Source organism: Candidatus Poriferisodalis sp. (assembly GCF_965204195.1).
GTDB lineage: Bacteria > Actinomycetota > Acidimicrobiia > Acidimicrobiales > Poriferisodalaceae > Poriferisodalis.
Map to the genome: position 1 here is coordinate 2,781,613 of NZ_OZ241975.1, position 20,481 is coordinate 2,802,093.

Below are 20,481 nucleotides of genomic sequence, written 5' to 3' on the forward strand. Positions count from 1 at the left end.
CGCGCGACTCGACGGGGCGTGCAATCGCGCGTGTGTTCACCGCGTTGGGGGCGTGGCCGGCTTCGCCCGCCGGGGACCCCTGCCGTGCTCGTCAGCGCTGGGCGTGGGGGCGTAGGGGTGGGTCTCGCCGTTCACTCATCGGGGCCGTTGGGAGGCTGTGGCACCGGCTAGCACGCGCGCGCTCAGCGGGGGCGTGGGCGGGCAGCCCGAAACGGCGAATCGGCCCGAAAGCGGCTGTGAGCCTGGGTCGCATCTGACTTCGCGCGACAGATTCTGAGTTTTTTTCAAGCAGCATCGGGCAGGGTTGGCGGTCTCAGGAACAGAGGCTGCGGACGATGAGCCCGCAGGACCGCGGCAGCGCGCCCGATGCTGGCGTGGGGCGCTAGGGGCGCTGGGCTGGGCGTGTGAGGGCCGTGTCGTCGCCGGGGCCGCGGAAGCTCGCCAGATACAGCGCCCCGACCACGTTGCGCCGGTCGGCCGCGAACGCGGCCCGAAACGTGCCGTCGTCAGCTATCCGGTGCGCGGCTGAGCGGCCCTCGGGGTTTGCCCCGCCGGGGTAGTCGGGAAACGGCGTGTCCAGCAGCGCCATGAGGAACGCCAGCGCGTCGGCGCGCAGCGCCGCGGGCTTGCCCTCGGCCCACGCGTCGAACAGGTCAAGCCCGAACCAGCGCCACGCGAGGCCGTTCACCCCTCGGCGCGAAGCTCCGCGATGCGGCGGGCGAGATCATCGGCGCTGTGCGGCCCGCCGTTGGGGGTCACCCCCACAGCGGCGCACGCCCGCAAGTAATCCTCCGCGGCTGCCGAGGCTCGGGCTTCGTCGCTGGCCGTGTCGCTGCCGCTGCTCCGTTCCAGCGCTTCGCTTGGCTTGCGAACCATCGGGCCGCCCCCTTCGCCGGTATGGCCCCAAGGGTATTCGGCCCACCACAGCGCCGCAGCGCACCGAGGGGTCGGGGCCGATTCAGCGCTGCACGTGCCCCGGCTATGAGCCGGGCGGTTTCGTCGGGGGGCAGGTCGGGCGCTTCGTCGGCTGCCCCCTCGGGCGCTTCGTCGGGCGGCTCGCCGTTCGCGGCGAGCGAGTCGCCCGGCGTCTCTGCTATCTCACTTCTACTTCCGACCGGTAGCGAGTCGGAGCGGCCACAACTCCCCCCGGCTCTCCTGCTCGCCGGCGTCGGCCGATCCCGCAGCGTCTGCTTCTGTGTCAGGCGACGGCACCGGTGTCGCGCAGCTTTGCGATGTCGTCGGGGTCGTAACCGGCAATGGCCAGCACGTCGTCGGTGTGCTGACCGGGGTGCGCGGGCGGTCCCTGAACGGCCTGAACCGTACGGCTGAAGCGAGGCGATGGGCTGGGCTGGATCACGCCGGCCACCTCGCAGAACACGTCGCGATGGACGTTGTGAGGATGCTGCGGGGCCTCCTCCAACGTCAGCACCGGGGCGAAGCAAACATCGGTGGCATCCATGATCTCGCACCACTCATCGCGCGTCTTCGACTTGAAGACCTCGGCAATCCGATCCTTGAGCTCGGGCCACCGGCTGCGCGAGTGCTGCTTGGCGAACTCCGGATCGTCATCGAGGCCAGTGAGCCGCAGCAGCTCGCTGTAGAACTGCGGCTCGATCGACCCGACCGAGATGTAGTTGCCGTCGGCGCACTCGTACACGTCGTAGAAGTGGCTGCCGGTATCGAGCAAGTTGGTGCCCCGCTCGTCGTTCCACACGCCGAGTGCCCGCATCGAGTGGAACATGGCCATGAGCGTTGCTGCGCCGTCGACCATGGCCGCGTCCACCACTTGGCCTTGGCCGGAGCGCTGGGACTCGAACAGGGCGCATGCCACGCCGAACGCCAGCAGCATGCCTCCCCCGCCGAAATCGCCCACGAGGTTGAGCGGCGCGATCGGCGGCTCGCCCTTGCGGCCGATGGGATCGAGCGCACCGGCCAGTGCGATGTAGTTGATGTCATGCCCGGCACCCATGTGGTACGGGCCCTCCTGACCCCAGCCCGTCATCCGGCCGTAGACCAACCGCGGATTGCGCGCCAAGCACTCGTCGGGTCCGATGCCGAGCCGCTCCATCACGCCAGGTCGGAATCCCTCGATGAGGGCGTCGGAATGCTCCACCAAGCGCAGCAGCGCCTCGACGCCGTCGGGGTTCTTGAGATCAAGCCCGATGGAGGCACGTCCGCGGGCCAGCACGTCGATCGGCGGCCTCGCGGGGTCACGGTCTCGCACGTTGGCCGAGCGGTCGACGCGGATGACCTCCGCCCCCATGTCGGAAAGCATCATCCCGCAGAACGGCCCCGGGCCGATGCCCTGCAGCTCGATCACTCGCACGCCTGCCAGCGGTCCTGTGCCCATCGTCACTCCTGTCCTTGTCGAGCGGTAGCCGGTCGACCTGCGGGTCACGCTACTGCGCGCCGTTGTGGACTTCCCCGAGTCACCAACGGGGCCGGGTCGCGTTCAGGCCAACGCCCCCGCGATCGTCTGTGCCACGCGGGTCACGGCTGCAGGCGTGCGTGTCCCCCACCAAAAGAGATCCTGACCGTCGATGAGATGGGCGGGCCCGATTGCGGTGAGTTCGTCGAAGTGTCGGCGGTGCCACTCGTATGGCTCGGTGGGAGCGAGGACCAGATCGATTGGCTCGCTGCGGAGGTCCTCCTCGCTCAGGGTGGGGTACGTCTCGGGCCGGTCGGCGAAGGCCACCTGCACGCCGCAGTACTCGAGCAGCGAGACGCCGTACGTGGCGGCGCCGACGGTCATGTACGGCCGCCGCCAGATCGGCACGAACACGCGCACGGGCTGCTTCCCCTCTCCGCCGCCGGGACGATGCAGTGGCGGGAGCTCCGTACGCCCCGGCAGCGGTTCCGGCTGCCAGTCGACGCCAATGCGTCTGGCCAGCCGAGCCAGTTGTGGCGCCACATGGTCCAGCGACACGATATGCAGCGCCTCGACCTCGATGCCGCGGGCGATCAGCGCGTCATGGTCCTCTTTGCGGTTCTCCTCGCGATCTGCCACCACGAGGTCGGGCTGCAACTCGGCGATGGCCTCGATGTCGGGGTTCTTGGTGCCGCCGATGTGCGCCAGATCGGGTCGCTCGCAATAGCGAGTGCACGCGATCGGGTCTGTGTCCCACGCAGACAGCGTCTCGGTAACGCTCGGAACGAGGCTGATGACTCGCACCACCGGCAGCGTATGCCTGCCAACCCCGGAGTGAGACGGGTCCCCGTCACGCCCTAATGAATGAAACCACATGTTATCTAGATACGAATTGTGTTGTATGAATTGAAATTACGGATTTCATGCGGTAGCGATATCTACATTCAGCCGCAGTGCGTGCCACAATTGCCGCGTTTGCCCGTTCCAAAGAAGGAGAAACGAGTGCGCAAGGCAGCAAAGTCTCTGGTGGTCTTGATGGTTACAACCCTGGTTGCATCGACGCTCGCCATCATTGCGCCGTCACCGGTGGCGGCCCAAGAGGATCCTGACGGCGATCCGCCCGACAAGCTGACCATCACGGAGCAGCCCGAAGCAGCCGCGGCCGCGGTGCCACAGGCCGTGCCAGAGGAACCCAAGGGAGAGCCTCAGGTGTGCGGCACAGCAGAGCATTACTCGTTCTCACGCGGCTACGGGTGCCACAGCCCTTGGGATGCGGAGCCCACCGTTCCACCGAAGTGCGTGTGGAAGGCTGTTGAGGTGCTCATGTTTGTGCGCTCCATTGTGACGCGCACGATTGTCACGCTCATCAGAGTGGGCAACAAGCTGCTGCAACAGGAGACCCCGGTGCAAGAGGAGGGCCCGCTGATGCGCATTATTCGCATCGTGCATCAGAAAGTGTGCAGCTGATGGGCATGTGGCGCGAAGCACAAGATCCCGACACGTCACGGTCGTTGCTGTGGGGCCGCGCAACGACGACTCGGCCGCGGCGTGCACGCATCATCGCGTTCACCATGATCGCTGCCGCAGCGGGCACCGCTGCCGTGTTCGCCCTCGCGCTGCTCACCAACTCGATGAGCACCCGCGACGTCGTCGCTACATTCGCCGGCGTCACCGGCTCCGTGGCACTGCTGATGTTTTTCGGTTTTGAGGCGCTCGATGCGGTGAGAGGTGGAGACAGCTACATCGGGGAACTGATCGAAAGGCGGCGCTTACAGCGCGCTGCAGCGAGTCGTGACCCGTTCCGTGGTCTCACTCCCACTGAGGACGACGGCGATACGTAGCACGTTGATACACAGCCCGTAGGTTCGCAGCGATGAATGACTCGGCGGGCAATGCGGCGGCGGATCGAGGTGAGGCGCTGCCGGCCGACGACGGGCTCGATGCCGCCCAGCGTGCCGCCGTGCGTGCAGGGGCCGCCGCATTGCTGGTGGTGGCCGGTCCGGGAAGCGGCAAGACCCGCGTGCTCACACAGCGGATTGCTTGGCGAGCTGCCACCGAGTCGATGCAGCCACAGCGGGCGATGGCCGTGACGTTCACTCGCCGGGCTGCGACCGAGCTCCGATCGCGACTGCGGCAATTGGATGTCGACGACATGGGGCCGGTCGGCACGTTCCACTCCATTGCGCTTGCACAGGTCCGGCAGTACGACACAGACCACGGCCGGGCCGAACGGAAGATCCTGCCGAGTCGGGCTGCGCTCAGCGGCGAACTGTCGGAGCATCTCCAGCGTTCGTTCGGCGCGAGGCCGCCGGTCACCGTCGCCACCGCGCTGCGCGAGATCGACTGGGCCAAGGCGAGCGACCTGTCAGTTGCCGAGTATCGAGACGGCCCCGCCCGCCGACGGCTCGGACCGTCCGCAGGCGAGGTAGTCGCGGAGCTGTTCAGGCACTTCGAGCGCACCAAGTCCCGCCGGCGGCTGCTCGACTTCGATGACCTGCTCGCCGAATGCACGCGCCTGATGCGCTCCGACGAGCACTTCGCGGCGGCGCGGCGCTGGCTCCACCGGCACTTCTTCGTCGACGAGTTCCAGGATCTCAACCGGCTGCAGTGGAACCTGCTGCAGGAGTGGATCGGCGGCGCCGAAGCGGTGCACAGCGGGGCCGCCGACATCTGCGCCGTCGGCGATGCCGATCAAGCGATCTACGGATGGAACGGCGCCGACAGCCGCTACATCACCGAGTTCGAGCGCTATTTCGATGGGGCGCAGATCGTCCGGCTCGAGCTCAACTACCGCAGCCACCCCTCGCTGGTCACCGCCGCGCAGGCCGTCGTGAACGCCGACTCCGAGCCGGTCGCCACAGACGCCGGCAGAACGGCACAGTCGCCGGCACGTCCTCATGAGACCGGCCCCGCTCCGACGGTGACTGCGTTCGACGATGCCGCAGCAGAGGCCGCCGGCATTGCCAGATGGATCGCTGATCGTCATGTCGGCGGCGTGCGCTGGGATTCGTTCGGAGTCCTCGCCCGCACGAACGCCCAACTCTCCGACATCGCCGCCGTGCTCGACGCTCGCGGCATCCCCTGCCGCCTCAGCGGGCAGCGAAGCCCGTTCCTGCAACTGCCCGCCACCCGGCAGGTGCTGGAGCGCCTCCGCACGACCGGTGATCAGTTCTCGACAGCGGTCTCCGACATGCGAGCAGAGGTGCAGGATGCCGAGCCAGGCGATGGATCCAAGCTGGCGCTGGCGCAAGTGCTCGATCTCGCCGACGCCTATCTCACCGAGATGTCTCGTACATCGGGCCGCACGTTCAGTCGCAGCGGCCCTACCGGAGCGGGATTCGCCACATGGGTCAGTTTGCTATCGGCCAGCGACCGCGAACTCACAGCAGACCTGTTCGACAGCGACCGCTTCGATCTGCGAGACGGGGCCGTGACACTGGCGACCTTTCATGCAGCGAAGGGCTTGCAGTGGCATCACGTCGTGATCGCCGGCGTCGAGGACGGCCTTGTGCCGCTGCGCAGCGACGACCCCGAGGAACGGCGATTGTTCTATGTGGCCGTCTCGCGGGCGGCGCGCACGCTGCACGTCACGTGGGCGCGGCACCGATCGGGCCGCGGTTCGGCAGCCGGGCCTCGCAGCCCCTCACCCTGGCTGGCCCAGATCGCAGCGGCCACCACCGAGCCTCCCCCGCTGTCCCCAGACGACGCCGCCTCCCGGCTGGCCGCCGCCCGCGCCGCCCTCGAGAGCTCGCGCGAGCGCTGAGCGGCTCAGATCGCGAGATCAGCGAAGACGGGGGTGTGGTCTGAGGGCTTGGTTCCCTTGCGGGCGTTGCGGTCGATGAGGCAGAACTGCGTGGCCGCGACTACCGGCCCGGTGCCCAGCAGCAGGTCGATGCGCAGGCCGTGGCGCTTGTAGAACGCGCCGTCTCGATAGTCCCACCAGCTGTACAGGCCGTCCGCGTCGTAGTGCTCGCGGAAGATGTCGGTGAGCCCCCAATCGCACACCTCCGCGATGGCATCTCGCTCAGGATCGGTGACGTGGGTGCGCGGCTCAGGGTTGTCGGGATCCCACACGTCTCGGTCGTCGGGGCACACGTTGAAATCGCCGCCGACCAGCACCGGCTCGGCCGAATCGCACGTGGCCTCGAGGTGAGCGCGCAGGCGTCCCAGCCAGTCCAGCTTGTAGTGGTAGTGCTCGTGGTCGACGGCGCGGCCATTGGGCACATAGACCGAACTCACCGTGACGCCGCCGCAGCGAGCCGAGATAATGCGTGCATCGGGGTCGGGCTCACGGCCGTCGGCGAAGCCGGCAACTGGATCCTCGATCCCGACGCTCGACAGGATGGCCACGCCGTTCCAGCGGCCCTCGCCGTGGTGCACCGAGGCATAGCCCTGCGCCTCGAAATGCTGGTGCGGGAACTGCTCGTCGGACATCTTCGTCTCTTGCAGCAGCAGCACGTCCGGCTCGGCGTAGTCGAGCCATTCGTCGACCCGTTCCTGCCTGGCGTTCAGGCTGTTGACATTCCACGTGGCAATGCGCACGCCACGGACGCTAACTGCCGAAATCAGCGGGCGAGCGGCTTGTAGGTGATCCGGGCGGGTCCGGCATCGGCGCCCAGCTCACGCTTGCGGAAAGCCTCATAGTCGGTGAAGTTGCCTTCGAACCAGCGCACCACGCTGTCGCCTTCGAAGGCCAGCACATGGGTCGCAATCCGGTCCAAGAACCAGCGGTCATGGCTGATGACCACGGCGCAGCCACCGAATGACTCCAAGGCGGCCTCGAGCGCGCGCAGAGTGTCCACGTCGAGGTCGTTGGTGGGCTCGTCGAGCAACAGCACGTTGCATCCGCTGGTCAGCGTCCGGGCCAAGTGCACCCGGTTGCGCTCGCCGCCTGCGAGGTCGCCCACGCGCTTCTGCTGGTCTGAGCCGGTGAAGTTGAACGATGCAACGAACGCCCGGCCGTTGACCTCGCGGGCGCCGTCGAGGCCAGTGATGCGCAACGTGTCGTGCCCATCGGTGATCTCCTCATAGACCGTGCGGTCAGGGTCGAGCGCCGCCCGTGACTGGTCCACGTACGCAATGTCGACGGTTTCGCCGATGGTGATGCTGCCTGCATCGGGCTGCTCGTCGCCGACCAGCAACCTGAACAGCGTCGTCTTGCCGGCACCGTTCGCGCCGACCACCCCGACAATGCCGCCCGGCGGCAAGCGGAACGAGAGGTCGTCGAACAGCAGCTTGTCGCCGTAGGCCTTGACGAGACCGTCTGCCTCGATGACTTGCGAGCCCAGGCGACGTGACATCGGGATCGTGATCTGCAGCGCATCTGCTCGGCGCTGCTCGTCGGTGGCCCGGCGATGGGTCGCCAGCAGTTCCTCGTACGCACTGACGCGTGCCCTGCTCTTCGCCTGTCGCGCCCGCGGCGACATGCGCACCCATTCCAGTTCCTGCGCCAGCGTGCGGGCTCGGGCGTCGGACTGCCGCTGCTGCGAGACAAGCCGGGCATTGCGGTGCTCGAGCCACGCGCTGTAGTTGCCTTCGAAGGGATGGGTGCGGCCGTGATCGATCTCGAGGATCCAGCCGGCGACGTTGTCGAGGAAGTAGCGGTCGTGGGTGATGGCGACAACTGTCCCCGAATAGTCGGCCAGGAACCGCTCCAGCCATGCGACCGATTCCGCATCGAGGTGGTTGGTCGGCTCGTCGAGGAGCAGCAGGTCTGGGTGGGACAGCAGCAGGCGGCACAGCGCCACGCGCCGTCGCTCCCCTCCCGACAGCGTCGTCACGTCGACATCGCCGGGCGGCAGACGCAGCGCATCCATGGCGATGGCGACTTGGCGGTCCAGGTCCCAGGCATTGGCTGCAGCGATCCGATCCTCCAGCTCTGCTTGGCGCGTGCCCAGCGCGTCGAAGTCGGCGTCGGGCTCGGCCCAGCCAGCCATCAGCTGCTCGTAGGCCGTCAGCAGGGCGGCTGTATCGGCAACGCCCGCCATCACGTTGCCCTCGACATCAAGCGCAGCGTCGAGTTCCGGCTCCTGGGGCAGCAACCCCACCGACGATTCAGGCGCCAGCCTTGCGTCGCCGACATAGCCGTCGTCGATGCCGGCCATGATCCGCAGCAACGTGGATTTGCCCGAGCCGTTGTGGCCGATCACGCCGATCTTTGCGCCCGGCAGGAACGCCAGTGTGACGTCGCGCAGAACCTCCCGGTCGGGCGGGTAGAAGCGCCCGAGCTTGTGCAGCGTGTAGATGAACCCTGACTCCATCAGCGCATCGCCGTCAGCGCATTGCCGTCAACAGGTCACGAGCTGACGCTCATCGCAGCTCGAAGCCGACGAGTGCTTCCAGCTCGCGCAGGGCCTCGTCGGGATCGGTCACCTTGATGGCCGCCATGCCCATCGCTGCGGCAGGCTTGCAGTTGATGCCGAGGTCGTCGAGGTAGGCCGTGCGGGCCGGGTCGATGCCGAGCCGGTCACAGGCCAGCTCGTAGATGCGCGGATCGGGCTTGCGCAGTCCGACTACCGACGATTCGACCACCACGCCGAACAGCTTCATGACCTCGGCGATCGCCGCGGCGGTGTCGACATCCCGGGACATGCCGGCGCCGTGACCCGTCCTCACGTTGTTGGTGATACAGCCCACCGGCAGGCGCGCCGCAAGGATCTCCAGCGCACGCACCATCCGCGGGCGCAGCCCGCCGCTGAGGCACGCCAGCACCTGCGTGCCCGACATCTCGTGCCCCCAGTCGGCGGCCTCTGCTTCGAACAGCTCGGCGAACTCGTCGACGCTGACCTCGTTGCGCTCGAGTCGCGCCCACGCATTGGTGTCGGGGTTGGTGGCGTTGATCTGCCGGATGGTGTCGCGCGGCACGCCGATGCGGTCTTCGTAGCGGTTGAACGCTTCGAATGGGCTCTCGGTGATGACACCGCCGAAGTCGAACAGCACGGCGTTCACGGTCGCCGAAGCGGACTGGCTGTTGCCTCCGGCGCGAGGCGATGGATCGGCTGTGCTAGCTGAGCCCTGGGACACGGACCGGCACGTTATCCATGAGGCGGCCGGTCATCACCACAACGCGCCTATCGCGCGATTAATGCACAGTAAATCGCGCGTAACGGGGAAGAAATCGCGCGCATCGCGCGAATATCCACCTTGAGCGCGCGAGCGTTCGCTAGGGTCCCGCCATGGCTACGGACACCTCGGCGTCGTCATCGGAGATTTCCACGGAGACCGTTGCACCCAAACGCAAGCGGTGGAAGAGCAGGGCAGTGTCGCGCACGGTGGACGCTGGCAATTCGGCCTATTGCGCCGTCTGCGATGAGCTCATCAAGTTCCGGGCGCGCATCCGTGCAGAGCAGATCATCTGCAACGTGTACGTCAAGAACCGCTGGGATCGCGTGGAGCACTACCACCCGGAGTGCTACGAGGAAGCTGGCGCCCCCTACGGCGAGCCCAAGGGTTGAACCGGGCGCAGCTACAGCACCTGGCTCAAGAAGAGCTTGGTGCGTTCCTCTGCGGGCTCGGTGAAGAAGTGGTGAGGCGTGCCGACCTCCACGATCTCGCCTTCCTCCATGAAGATGATCCGATCGGCCACCTCACGTGCGAAGCCCATCTCGTGCGTCACAACCATCATGGTCATGCCCGAGCGCGCCAGCTCCTCCATCACGTCGAGCACTTCCTTGATCATCTCGGGGTCGAGCGCCGAAGTGGGCTCGTCGAACAGCATGACGCGCGGTTCCATTGCCAGCGCCCGCGCGATCGCCACGCGCTGCTGCTGACCGCCTGAGAGCTGGCCGGGGAACTTCTGCGCCTGCTCGGGGATGCCCACGCGCTCCAGCAGCGACTCGGCGAGTTCCTCTGCCTCGGGCCGTGACTTGCGGCGCACCCAGATCGGGGCCAGCGTGATGTTGTCCATCACGGTCAGGTGCGGGAACAGGTTGAACTGCTGGAAGACCATGCCCACTTCGGAGCGGATCTTCTCGATGTTGCGCAGGTCGTTGGTGAGCTCGATGCCGTCCACGATGATCTGACCGTTCTGGTGAGCCTCCAGCCGGTTGATGCATCTGATCCACGTGCTCTTGCCCGACCCGGATGGCCCCAGCACGACGACGATCTCCTGCTCCTTGATCGTCGCGGTGATGCCGCTCAGGGCCTGGAAATCGCCGAACCACTTGTCGACGTCGCGGCACACGATCATGTCGTCGCGTGCCGCGAGCTCGTCGGACACCGCGATGGTGGCGTCACCGTGGGCCGGTTGCGTGCTCATGGTCGATTCCCCTTTGTCTGCGACACCGTTCCCCCGCTCTTGTTCACTCCGCTCACGGGCCGCTCGGGCTACGGCTTCGCCTCCGGCCGTTCCCGCTCATCGCTGGCCCAATCCGACACGTCGTTCGAGCCGCTGGCTGTACTTCGACATCGCGAACGCCACCACCCAGTACACAACCGAGATGAACAGCAGCCCCTCGCGCCGCACTCCCAAGAATTGCGACTGATTCGGTACCACCGAATTGGCCATCCGCAGGAAGTCGAACAGCCCGATGATGGCGAGCAGCGAAGTCTCCTTGAACGTGGCGATCACCTGACCCACCAGCGGCGGGATGGACACCCGCAACGACTGGGGCAGCACGATGAAACCCGTGCGCTGGGTGGTGGTCAGCCCGACGGCGTCGGCGGCTTCGTACTGCCCGCGGCGGATCGACTGCAACCCGCCGCGCACGTTCTCGGCCAGATACGCCGCCGAGAACAACGTGTAGCCCAGGATCGCGGCAGCCAATTCTGCGATCTCCATGCCGTCGGGCAGGAACAGCGGCAGCACGACTGAGAAGAACAGCAGCAGCGTGATGAGCGGGACGCCGCGGATCACCTCGATGTAGACCGTCGAGAGCACCCGGAAGATCGGCTGGCGCGAGGTGCGGGCCAGTGCCAGCAGCACGCCGATCGGGAACGACAGCATGATCGTCAGCACTGAGACCAGCAGCGTGAGGCTGAACCCCCCGATGAACATGTCGGTAGGCACTTCGATGGTCGAGGGCGCATTGATGACGGTTGCGCCGTAGAAGACCAGCAGCACCACGAACAGCCACGCACCCACCAGCCTGCGTCGCTGAGCGGCCACGCCAGCGAAGTTGGGCGCCAGCAGCCCTGCCACTGCCAGGAGCAGGAAGGCGATGCGTGCAACCTGCAGCATCGAGTACCAGCCGAAGAATGCCGAAACCCAGTGGAACGCAGCCAGCAGCAGCAGGCCGATCGCCGCCAGGCGCCCCACCTCGCCGGCGTCGCTGCGCGTCAGCCACCACAGCACCGCCGACCCTGCCACTGCGAAGGCCAGCCCCAGCGGCAGCATCGTCGTCCACACGTGGGCATAGTCGATCTCGGGATCGCGCATGACCACCCAGTAGAGGAAGAAGGGGCTCAGCACCCACGCCAAGTTGACGATGGTCCGGGTCTTCGCCAATGAGCCGCGCGGCAATTCCGTCTCCGCGGCGGCGTCGGCCCCGCCGTCGGGCTGATCGACGCCGCCACCGCCAGCGCTATTGCCGCCGCCAGCGCCTGCTTGTGCCGAGGCGATGGCCCGCGTGCGTGCGAATCGGCCGATCCCGTAGCTGCACACCAGCAACAGCCACATGGCCGTCCACGGCACGCGCGTGCTCATCGCCACAAGCTCGCCGGGCTCTGCGATGAACTCGCCGTCGGCGAATCCGTAGTGCCCGTAGCGAAGCACCCAGGTGGACGCCACCAGCAGGGCCGGCAGACCGAAGACGAACCAGGCCACCCCGATCTCGATTGTGCGGCGGCTCAGATCATCGAAGCGCAGCCACAGCATCGCACCGAGCGCGAACAGCACGAGCGCGACGGCCCACCACACCCATCGATCCGCCATCGCGGCAGCGAAGGACTCGCGCACTAGCTCACCGGCGTCGTCGCGCACCGTCTCGCCGGCTGAGTCGGTGAGCACGCTGGATTCGCGTATCAGCACGCCGGCGGCAACGAGGGCGCCCCCCGACATCAACCAGCCCATCAACCGCTTCAGCGTCACCCCGCCCCAGCGGGCCCAGATGCCTGCACTCAGCCCCGCGAGCACCATGACGATGCCCACCGTGACCCACACGCGGACGTACTGGTGCTCGGGATAGGCCTGGGTGAACAGGAGTCGCAGGTTGGTGCGTACCGCAATCCACGAGCGCTCCTCGCTGAACATGAAGTTCAGCAAGCCGCGGTAGGCGAACAGCGCAACGAGGATCGCGAAGACGGTGAGGATCGAGTTGCGAGCGTTGGGGAAGAGGTTCTCGCGGATCCAGCGGCCCGGCGGAAGGCTCGGCCGGTCAGGCGGACTCGCCGCGGGGCCGACGGGCTCGGCCGCCAGAGCGGTCGGCGCGGCGGGCAGCATCGGATCGGTCACGTCAACGCTCCACGATCCGCAGCCGGATATTGAAGAAGTTGACGACGGCAGAGATCGTCAGCGAGCAGGCGAGGTAGAACAGCATCCACACCGCCATGACCTGCAGCGTTTTGCCGGTCTGGTTGTAGACGGTCTGGCCGATCTGCACGAGATCGCTGTAGCCCACGGCGATTGCCAGCGAGGTGTTCTTGGTGAGGTTCAGGTACTGGTTGCCCACCGGCGGCAGGATCACCCGCAGTGCCTGGGGCAGGATCACCCGCCGAAGCGCCGTCGAGCGCCGCAGGCCCACCGCCTGGGCAGCTTCGCTCTGGCCCTTGGGCACTGCCAAGATGCCGCCGCGCACGATCTCGGCGATGAACGCCGCTGTGTAGAACACCACGCCGAAGTAGACGGCTGCAAAGCCGATAGGCAGGTTCAAGCCGGCAGGCCCGTAGTTGGGGAAATTGCCCGGTTGCACGATGTCGGGCCGCATCGCATCGATCGGCGGACCAGTCCGGCCGTTTCCGAACTTGTCTGCGAGCACGCCAAGGCCGTCGCTCGATGAGTTGACGATCCAGCTCGACAGCCCGGGCCACAGCACGGCTACAAAGAGCACCACGATCACTGCAGCCACGACGGCGAAGATCATGCGGAACCAGTCGTCGTCGGTGAGGCGCATGAGGCCAGCCGGCGTGCGGTGCCGAGCAAGGAAGCGGCGTATCCACCACACCGCCACACCTGCGGCGACCAGTGCGGCGGCGACCTGCACAGCCCCCTGCGGGATCGAGCCGACTGCGTCCGACAGGCCGCCGAAGATGCTGCCCAACCAACCGAAGATGGGGTGCACCCACCACCCCACGATGGCGAAGACTGCGACGATGCCGGTCGCCCACGCGCCCGCATTGGTCTGCACCCCGGTCTGCTCGCGTCTGGCCGCCAGCCGCCGGAAGACGACGCGCGCAATCACGCCGCCGATCAGCATCACGACCGCCCACTGGTAGAAGCCGTCGGCGACGAAGACACGCGGAATCGACAGGCCCTTGTTGGACAGGTGGATCCAGCCGGGGATCGGCCCCATGTCGAACGAGACATTCGGCAGCGATGCCAGCACTGCGGCATACACCAAGATCTGCACGAGCAGCGGAATGTTGCGCAACGCCTCCACGAACACACCTGCCAGGCGGCGCAGCGGCCAGTTGGAGGACAGCCGCGCCAAGCCCACCAGTACGCCGATGACCGACGCGAGCGCGATGCCCGCAGCCGCCATCCGGATGGTGTTCACCATGCCGACCCAGAGCGCGCGGCCGCCCGAGTCGGGGTTGGTGTCGATCCCCCAGCCGACCTTGATGCCGATGTGGTCGGAGATGAAGTCGAAGTCGATGTTGGCGCCGCGGGCTCGCAGGCTGTCCCCCGCCTCGGTGGCGAGGAACCACAATGCAGCCAAGACGAGAATGAGCGTGCCGACCTGCGCGATCCAACGCACAACCGTCGCGTCCCGGTAGAACGGCGGACGGGTTCCCAGCGTGCTCAGGGAGGCGTCACGGTCCGATGCTCGGGGGTCGCTCACCGCAGGTCACCCTACGCGACGAGGTCGTATGCACCGGGCTATTGCATCGAGACATGCAGAGGTCGGCTTCCCGCGCCGAGACGCGCAACGGCCCCCGATCCGGTCGGATCGGGGGCCGTGCCAGTTGCAGTGATCACTCACCTGCCGGGCCGGGTCGCACCCAGCCGGCAGGCATGCGATCAGCGAGCAGGCGGTGCGTAGATGAGGCCGCCCGCAGTCCAGCGCGCGTTCGCTGAGCCGTCACGGCTCAGGCCAACGGGGCCAAGGTTGCGGGTGTAGATCTCGTCGTAGTTCCCGACCTGGCTGATCACGTTGTAGAACGCGTCGGCCGACAGGCCCATCTTGGTCTGCAGCTCACCCTCGCCGCCGAGCATGCGGACTGCCTCGGCATCGAGGTCGCCGCTGCCCATCATCGAGTCGATGTTGGCCGAGGTGATGCCCTTCTCATCAGCGATGATCGTGGCGTACACGGTCCAGTTCACGACGTCGCCGAAGGTTGACTGGTTCTGCGGGTAGACCGGACCCAGCGGCTCCTTCGAGATCGGCGTCGGCGGGAAGATCACCCAGTTCTGATCACCCTCCTGCTTCACCTTCCGGCCCACAAGCGCAGAGCCGTCGGTGGTCACCGCATCGCACGCACCGGAGATGAAGTTCTCGGTGACGATGTCGAAGTCCTCGAAGGTGGACAGCGTGATCTCAATGCCGGCTGCATCGGCCGCATCGGCGATGTTCTTCTCAGTGGTGGTACCGGCGTTGGTGCACACCGTGGCGCCATCGAGATCCGACACTGTCGACGTTCCCGAGAAGCCATCGTCGGCGCGAGCCATGATCTGCTGGCCGTCGTAGTAGGTGGTCGGCCCGAAGTCGAGCACCAGGTCGGTGTCGCGGCTCTGAGTCCAGGTGGTGTTGCGCACCAGCAGGTCGATGTCGCCAGCCTCCAGCGAGGTGAAGCGTTCTGCCGCCGTGAGCGGCACGAAGTTGACCGCGTCGGCATCACCCAGAATCGCTGCGGCTACTGCGCGGCAGTAGTCGGCGTCGAAGCCGGTCGTACTGCCATCAGGCTGCGTCTCTGAGAAGGCCACTGCCGAACCGCTGACACCGCAGTTGAGGGTGCCGCGGTCTTGGACGACCGCGAGCAGGTCGCCGGTGTCCTGCGTCATGGCGACTTCGGCTTCCGGTTCCTCGGCCGCTGCTTCTGCTTCGGTCGTGGCCGCTGGCTCGTCGCCGTCGACATCCTGATCGTCGCCATCGCCGGAACCGCATGCGGCGACCACCAACGCGATGGCCATCAGCACACCGCCGAGCCGCAACGCAGACCGTCGAGAAATCGGCGCTATTCGTCTCTTCATAGAGAACATTCCCTCCATCGGTTGTTCTTGACCCAGGCGCGCGACGCGCGGTGTCGCATTCCGCCGCACCTGATGAACCGCGAGGCTACCCGTGCCGATGTGCGGCCCCGACACCTTGTGCGCAGAAAGGCAGCATTCGTCGGAGGCATACTTGGATGAGTCGTGTCGAACTCGTTGCCTGGGTGTTGCAGGCACATCCACAGGGCACACTTGACCGATGGCCCAACCCGACGACCACGCTCTTGCCGCGAGCGTGGCCACCGAGACTGGGGCTCTGCTGGTTGAGGTCCGCGATCGGCTCTTCAGTTCAGGGGCTGGGACCTGGGAGGTCCGTGACACGGGCGATTCCGAGGCCCACCGGCACATCGTGAATCGACTGGCCGAAGCACGGCCTGATGACGCCGTCCTGTCCGAGGAAGGTCGCGACGATCTCGCTCGCCTGACCGCGGACCGGGTCTGGATCGTGGACCCCTTGGATGGAACGCGCGAATATTCCGAACCCGGTCGCTCGGACTGGGCGGTGCATGTCGCGCTGGTCGAGAACGGTGTGCCCACTGCCGGCGCCGTGGCGCTGCCGGCGGTCGGGCAGACGCTGTGCACCGACCCCGAACCGCTGTTGCCGGCGCCGCACAACGGGCAGCCCCGCCTGGTCGTCAGCAGGTCGCGCCCGCCGGCGGCGGCGGTCATCATCGCCCAAGCGCTCGATGCTGAGCTGATGACGCTCGGCTCTGCGGGTGCCAAGGCCATGGCCGTGGTGCTCGGCATGGCTGACATCTACGCCCATTCGGGAGGCCAATTCGAGTGGGACAACTGCGCGCCGGTGGCGGTGGCCCGCGCAGCCGGACTGCACGCCAGTCGCTGCGACGGATCGGAACTCGAATACAACTTCGCCGACCCGTGGCTGCCCGATCTGCTCATCTGCCGCCCCGAACTCGCCGCCGATGCCCTCGAGGCGCTGCGGCAGGTGATAGAGGGCGAAGCCTGAGATCACCCGTCAAACACAGCATCGAGGACGAGGCTTGAGAACCGCCGAGGGGGACACATGGAGCTGAAGGCAACGAAGTACTCCGTCGAGGGCCCGGTCGCGACGCTGACGCTGTCACGCCCGCATCGCCGTAACGCCTGGACCGGCCGGATGCACACCGAGCTGCGCTGGGTGCTGGAGCAAGCGGAGCAGGATGCGGGGGTCCGAGTGGTCGTGATCACCGGCGAGGGACGCGACTTCTGTGTGGGCGCCGACACTCAAGCCCTAGAGGGCCACAGCGAAAAGGGTGGCTACGACCCCGGCACCTCGGCCGATCTGGCGATGCCGGGCTATGGCGTGGCACCCGAGTTCGACCAGAACTTCGCGTTCATGATGGCGCTGGAAACCGTGACGATCGCGGCGGTGAACGGTGCAGCGGCGGGCGCCGGGCTGGTGCTGGCCTGCTATTGCGACCTGCGCTTCGCTGCACCGGAAGCCAAGCTCACTGCCGCCCACGGGCCGCTGGGGCTGCCCGCGGAGTTCGGACTCTCGTGGGTGCTCCCTCGTCTCGTTGGGGTCACGCGGTCCAACGACCTGCTGCTGTCGAGCCGCAAGTTCCTGGCTGCCGACACCGACGGCTGGGGCCTGTTCAACGAGATCGTCGAGGCGTCCGAGCTCATGGATCGCGTGTACGAGTACGCGTACGACATGGTCGCCCGGGTTGCGCCCAGCTCGCTGGCCACGACGAAGCGGCAGATCTACCTGGACCAGCACCGCGACGTGGGCACCGCCGTCTCCGAATCGGATCGGCTGCTCAACGAGATGATCCCCAGCCCGGACTACCTCGAAGGTGTGCGGGCACTGACCGAGCGGCGGCTGCCCGACTGGCCTGAACGCTGAGCGACTACAGCTCCAATACGGTGATCATGCCGGTGTCGCCATTCACCTCGATGAGGGCGCCATCGGGGATGCGTCCTGTCGCCCCGGTTGCTGAGATGACACACGGCAGTCCGAGTTCGCGGCTGACGATCACCGAATGGCTGAGCGCCGCGCCGACGTCGACGACGACAGCGCTCGCGCTGACGAACAGCGGCGTCCACGACGGATCGGTGAGCGGCGCCACGAGCACATCGCCGGGCGAGAGGGCGGTCGGGTCGCTGCTGTCGAGCACGACTCGGGCCCGCCCACGGGCGATGCCAGGGCAGCCTGGCAAGCCGGCGAGCGTCTCGCCCGCCGAGAGCTGTGGCAGTTCAGATTCACCTCGGCGAGGCCACTCTGACATCGGCGGCGGGTCGCCGACGATGACGAACGGCTCCTGACGCGACGCGGCGTCGTCCCACTGGGCCTGACGCTCGGCAATCACCTCTGCCCAACCGGTCGGGTCGTCGAGCATCTCGTGGATCTCGGACAGTCGCAGCATGCCGAACTCCGTCTGCCCGCTGAACTGACCCCGCTCGACGAGCCGCTCACCCAGCACCCGTGAGGCGATGCGGCACTCGTTCACGAAGCGCACGCAGTTGGTCTTGGTGCGCTCGCGCCCCGGCAGGTACACGGCTGCCGCACCGAGGGCCAGGTTGAACTGCATCTGGGTGTCAGCGTCGGCCTCGAGCAACGCGGAAATCTCTGCAGTCAGCGCCTCTCGCTGGGCGGCCAATTCTGCCCGGCGCCGTGCCGGCTCGGCATCGGCGGGCGCCAGGCGCATGCGGTCGATAGCCGCCAGCGCGATGTCGGGGTCGGTCTCCCACGTCGGGCAGCTCATCTCCCATTCGTTCGGCCCCCGCGAGCCGAACTCGTACACGAAGGAGGCGAAGGCCTCGTTGAACGCCGCGGCGTCGCCTGAAGGTTCCCCAGCACCGGCCGCAGCCAGGCGGTCGGCCAAGCCCACCGGCCCCTCGTCGAACAGCGCACCCAGCGCGCTCGACGCGGCGACCTGCCGCCCGAGCTCCCACATCGCATCGGAGGGCGCGGCGGAGGCCACGTCGCCGAAGCCGGCCACCAGCTTGAGCGTGTCCTCGGGCCGGCCCAGCGCCGTGCACACCTGCTCGATCGCGCCCAGCGGCACCGCCGCCAGGAACGACACCTTCAGGTGGCGCGCGAACAGCAGCCGGAATCCGGCCCCGTCGCCGTAGCCCGACTGGAGGAAATCGTCGATCCAATCGATGATCTCGTGATCGCCCATCTGGGTGAAGTCGGGCCGCTGTGCACGCAGCTCGGCGATGTTCTGCTCGTCTTCGTGCACCTCCGGCAACGCCGGCGCCGCGAACAGCATGAGGAAGGTCTCGCCGATGCGCTGCTCCGCCGCGGGGCTGGCGTCGTCGGGATGCGGTTCGTACGGCGGGATGCCCGGCTGCTCGCCGAAGAAGGTCCGGTCGACGGTGTCGACGTCGATGCCGGGGGCGCGGGCGCCGAACACGCGACCGACGGCGGCGTTGAGATAGGTGTAGCCGCCGAAGACGCCCAAGAAGACGCAGTTGTCGGGATCGAACTCGTCGTAGTCGAACGCGCCCATCTCCACATACGCATCGCGGAATCCCCACTCGGACATCCGAATGCCGTCGTCGTTCTGGAACGCGAAGTCGAAGGTGCTCATCCTCACCGGATCCGGGAACACCTCGCCCACGTTGGCGCGCGTCCAGATGGGGTAGCGCTCCGAAGGCTTGGTGCCGACGAAGTAGCCGCCGCTCCGGTCTGTCAGATCCGCCATGTTCCCTCCCGACGGTGCTGAACGTGAAAGCACAGCGGGCCGGGCAGCCGCCTCCCCCTCATGGCGGCTGCCCGGCCAGGCCGTGATGTGATGCTAGACCGTCACGCACGCGTTCCGACCCGACATGGAGCAGCCGATGCCGGTGACCATCGAGCACTATCGAGATCTCGGCGAGTTCGACTATGGCGCCTGCGACCAGGTGTCGCCGATGATCCGCCGTGTCATCTGCAAGAACCCGACGCCGTTCACCTATCGCGGCACCGGCACCTACATCGTCGGGCGCGGCGAGGTTGCCGTGATTGACGCCGGCCCGCCGCTCGCGAGCCATCTCGACGATGTCCTTGCGGCACTCGAGCCTGGCGAGACGGTCGGTACTGCTCTGGTGACGCACACCCACAGCGATCACTCGCCCCTCACCGGTGATCTGGTCGCCGCCACCGGCGCCCTGAGCTACGGCTACGGCCCGCACGCCAGCGTGTGGAAGCTCGATCCTGACGATCGGGTCGACTTCTCCGACTACATCAGCGCGGAGGAGCAGGAGAAGTACCAGGCCGAGTTCGACGAGCTGCCCGAGGAACTGAAGCGGGAAGGTGCCGACACCGAGTTCGTCCCCGATGTCGCGCTGGTCGACGGCGACATCGTGGCCGGTGACGGCTGGACGCTGCGCGCGGTGCACACGCCGGGTCACTGCTCGAACCACCTGTGCTACGAGCTGCTCGAGGAAAACTCGCTCTTCTCGGGCGACCACGTGATGGGCTGGGCAACGAGCGTCGTGGGGCCTCCGGACGGCTCCATGCAGGACTACCTCGACTCGCTGGCGAAGCTGCTCGAATTCGACCACGAGCGGTACTGGCCGACCCACGGCCCCCCGATTCCCGAACCCACGGCATACGTGCGCTCGTTCATCGCGCACCGCAGCGAACGCGAGCAGCAGATCATCGAGCATCTCCGGCCAGGACCGTGCCGCATCGCGGACTTCGTGCCGAAGATGTATGAGGCCTACGACAAACGGCTGTGGTATCCCGCGGCGAGCTCGGTCTACGCGCACATGCTCCATCTCGTCGAGAGCGGCCGCGCCCGGGTGCTCGATGCAGACGGGGGCGACGGGGGCGAGCCCAAGCTCACGTCGGTCTACGAGCTGACAGCAGCCGCTTAGTCAG

19 protein-coding genes are annotated in these 20,481 nt (G+C 67.1%); 7 read left to right on the forward strand and 12 right to left on the reverse strand.

From position 1 onward, the window contains the following. Nucleotides 1-382: 382 nt before the first annotated feature. The 4 genes from ACOGI8_RS12440 to ACOGI8_RS12455 all read right to left on the reverse strand — a co-directional run bounded on the left by ACOGI8_RS12440 (nt 383) and on the right by ACOGI8_RS12455 (nt 3,172). Nucleotides 383-688: a hypothetical protein gene (locus ACOGI8_RS12440; protein WP_419854115.1), complete on the reverse strand. Its 306-nt coding sequence runs from the start codon at nt 686-688 to the stop codon at nt 383-385. After that, the gene (locus ACOGI8_RS12445) at nt 685-876 is read right to left on the reverse strand and encodes a hypothetical protein (RefSeq protein WP_419854116.1); all 192 of its coding nucleotides are present in this window, start codon (nt 874-876) and stop codon (nt 685-687) included. Before ACOGI8_RS12445 ends, ACOGI8_RS12440 begins: the two co-directional genes overlap by 4 nt. Nucleotides 877-1,198: 322 nt before the next feature. After that, nucleotides 1,199-2,350: a CaiB/BaiF CoA transferase family protein gene (locus ACOGI8_RS12450; protein ID WP_419854117.1), complete on the reverse strand. Its 1,152-nt coding sequence runs from the start codon at nt 2,348-2,350 to the stop codon at nt 1,199-1,201. A gap of 102 nt (nt 2,351-2,452) precedes the next feature. Continuing rightward, nucleotides 2,453-3,172: a helical backbone metal receptor gene (locus tag ACOGI8_RS12455; protein ID WP_419854118.1), complete on the reverse strand. Its 720-nt coding sequence runs from the start codon at nt 3,170-3,172 to the stop codon at nt 2,453-2,455. A 90-nt stretch (nt 3,173-3,262) separates the two neighbouring features. Here ACOGI8_RS12455 and ACOGI8_RS12460 point away from each other — a divergent pair, with 90 nt between their 5' ends. From ACOGI8_RS12460 to ACOGI8_RS12470, 3 genes are all read left to right on the forward strand, one after another. After that, nucleotides 3,263-3,835 carry a hypothetical protein gene (locus ACOGI8_RS12460; protein WP_419854119.1) on the forward strand — a complete coding sequence of 191 codons (573 nt, stop codon included), beginning with the start codon at nt 3,263-3,265 and terminating at the stop codon, nt 3,833-3,835. A gap of 104 nt (nt 3,836-3,939) precedes the next feature. Then, nucleotides 3,940-4,209 (forward strand): hypothetical protein, encoded by a 270-nt coding sequence (locus tag ACOGI8_RS12465; RefSeq protein ID WP_419854120.1) that lies wholly within the window; start codon nt 3,940-3,942, stop codon nt 4,207-4,209. Between the two features lie 32 nt (nt 4,210-4,241). Further along, the gene (locus ACOGI8_RS12470; RefSeq protein WP_419854121.1) at nt 4,242-6,131 is read left to right on the forward strand and encodes an ATP-dependent helicase; all 1,890 of its coding nucleotides are present in this window, start codon (nt 4,242-4,244) and stop codon (nt 6,129-6,131) included. Between the two features lie 5 nt (nt 6,132-6,136). Here ACOGI8_RS12470 and ACOGI8_RS12475 read toward each other — a convergent pair whose 3' ends face one another. Genes ACOGI8_RS12475 through ACOGI8_RS12485 form a run of 3 tightly spaced genes read right to left on the reverse strand, consistent with a single transcriptional unit; the run spans nt 6,137 to nt 9,316 of the window. Further along, the gene (locus tag ACOGI8_RS12475; protein WP_419854122.1) at nt 6,137-6,910 is read right to left on the reverse strand and encodes an exodeoxyribonuclease III; all 774 of its coding nucleotides are present in this window, start codon (nt 6,908-6,910) and stop codon (nt 6,137-6,139) included. Nucleotides 6,911-6,933: 23 nt separating this feature from the next. Beyond that, nucleotides 6,934-8,628, reverse strand: coding sequence for an energy-dependent translational throttle protein EttA (ettA, locus tag ACOGI8_RS12480; protein ID WP_419854123.1), 1,695 nt, complete (start codon nt 8,626-8,628; stop codon nt 6,934-6,936). A 49-nt stretch (nt 8,629-8,677) separates the two neighbouring features. Next, entirely contained in the window at nt 8,678-9,316 is a 639-nt protein-coding gene (locus ACOGI8_RS12485; protein ID WP_419854124.1) for an HAD-IA family hydrolase, read from the reverse strand. Nucleotides 9,317-9,543: 227 nt separating this feature from the next. Between ACOGI8_RS12485 and ACOGI8_RS12490 the strand changes: the two genes are divergently transcribed. Further along, complete coding sequence (locus tag ACOGI8_RS12490) at nt 9,544-9,822, forward strand: hypothetical protein (RefSeq protein ID WP_419854125.1); 279 nt, start codon at nt 9,544-9,546, stop codon at nt 9,820-9,822. An 11-nt stretch (nt 9,823-9,833) separates the two neighbouring features. On the opposite strand, the gene ACOGI8_RS12495 is transcribed toward ACOGI8_RS12490, so the two are convergent. The 4 genes from ACOGI8_RS12495 to ACOGI8_RS12510 all read right to left on the reverse strand — a co-directional run bounded on the left by ACOGI8_RS12495 (nt 9,834) and on the right by ACOGI8_RS12510 (nt 15,653). Further along, nucleotides 9,834-10,556: an amino acid ABC transporter ATP-binding protein gene (locus ACOGI8_RS12495; RefSeq protein ID WP_419856407.1), complete on the reverse strand. Its 723-nt coding sequence runs from the start codon at nt 10,554-10,556 to the stop codon at nt 9,834-9,836. A 165-nt stretch (nt 10,557-10,721) separates the two neighbouring features. Next, a complete protein-coding gene (locus ACOGI8_RS12500) occupies nt 10,722-12,758 on the reverse strand; it encodes an amino acid ABC transporter permease (protein WP_419854126.1) in 2,037 nt (678 codons plus the stop codon). Nucleotide 12,759: 1 nt separating this feature from the next. Continuing rightward, complete coding sequence (locus ACOGI8_RS12505) at nt 12,760-14,304, reverse strand: amino acid ABC transporter permease (protein WP_419854127.1); 1,545 nt, start codon at nt 14,302-14,304, stop codon at nt 12,760-12,762. Between the two features lie 179 nt (nt 14,305-14,483). Beyond that, nucleotides 14,484-15,653: an amino acid ABC transporter substrate-binding protein gene (locus ACOGI8_RS12510; protein ID WP_419854128.1), complete on the reverse strand. Its 1,170-nt coding sequence runs from the start codon at nt 15,651-15,653 to the stop codon at nt 14,484-14,486. Between the two features lie 217 nt (nt 15,654-15,870). Here ACOGI8_RS12510 and ACOGI8_RS12515 point away from each other — a divergent pair, with 217 nt between their 5' ends. Together ACOGI8_RS12515 and ACOGI8_RS12520 are read left to right on the forward strand one after the other, a co-directional pair. Further along, complete coding sequence (locus tag ACOGI8_RS12515; protein WP_419854129.1) at nt 15,871-16,638, forward strand: 3'(2'),5'-bisphosphate nucleotidase CysQ; 768 nt, start codon at nt 15,871-15,873, stop codon at nt 16,636-16,638. Between the two features lie 57 nt (nt 16,639-16,695). Next, nucleotides 16,696-17,517, forward strand: coding sequence for an enoyl-CoA hydratase-related protein (locus ACOGI8_RS12520; protein ID WP_419854130.1), 822 nt, complete (start codon nt 16,696-16,698; stop codon nt 17,515-17,517). A gap of 4 nt (nt 17,518-17,521) precedes the next feature. On the opposite strand, the gene ACOGI8_RS12525 is transcribed toward ACOGI8_RS12520, so the two are convergent. Then, nucleotides 17,522-19,321: a PEP-utilizing enzyme gene (locus ACOGI8_RS12525; RefSeq protein WP_419854131.1), complete on the reverse strand. Its 1,800-nt coding sequence runs from the start codon at nt 19,319-19,321 to the stop codon at nt 17,522-17,524. A 124-nt stretch (nt 19,322-19,445) separates the two neighbouring features. On the opposite strand from ACOGI8_RS12525, the gene ACOGI8_RS12530 reads away from it, so the two are divergent. After that, entirely contained in the window at nt 19,446-20,477 is a 1,032-nt protein-coding gene (locus ACOGI8_RS12530) for an MBL fold metallo-hydrolase (RefSeq protein ID WP_419854132.1), read from the forward strand. Nucleotides 20,478-20,481: the final 4 nt, after the last annotated feature.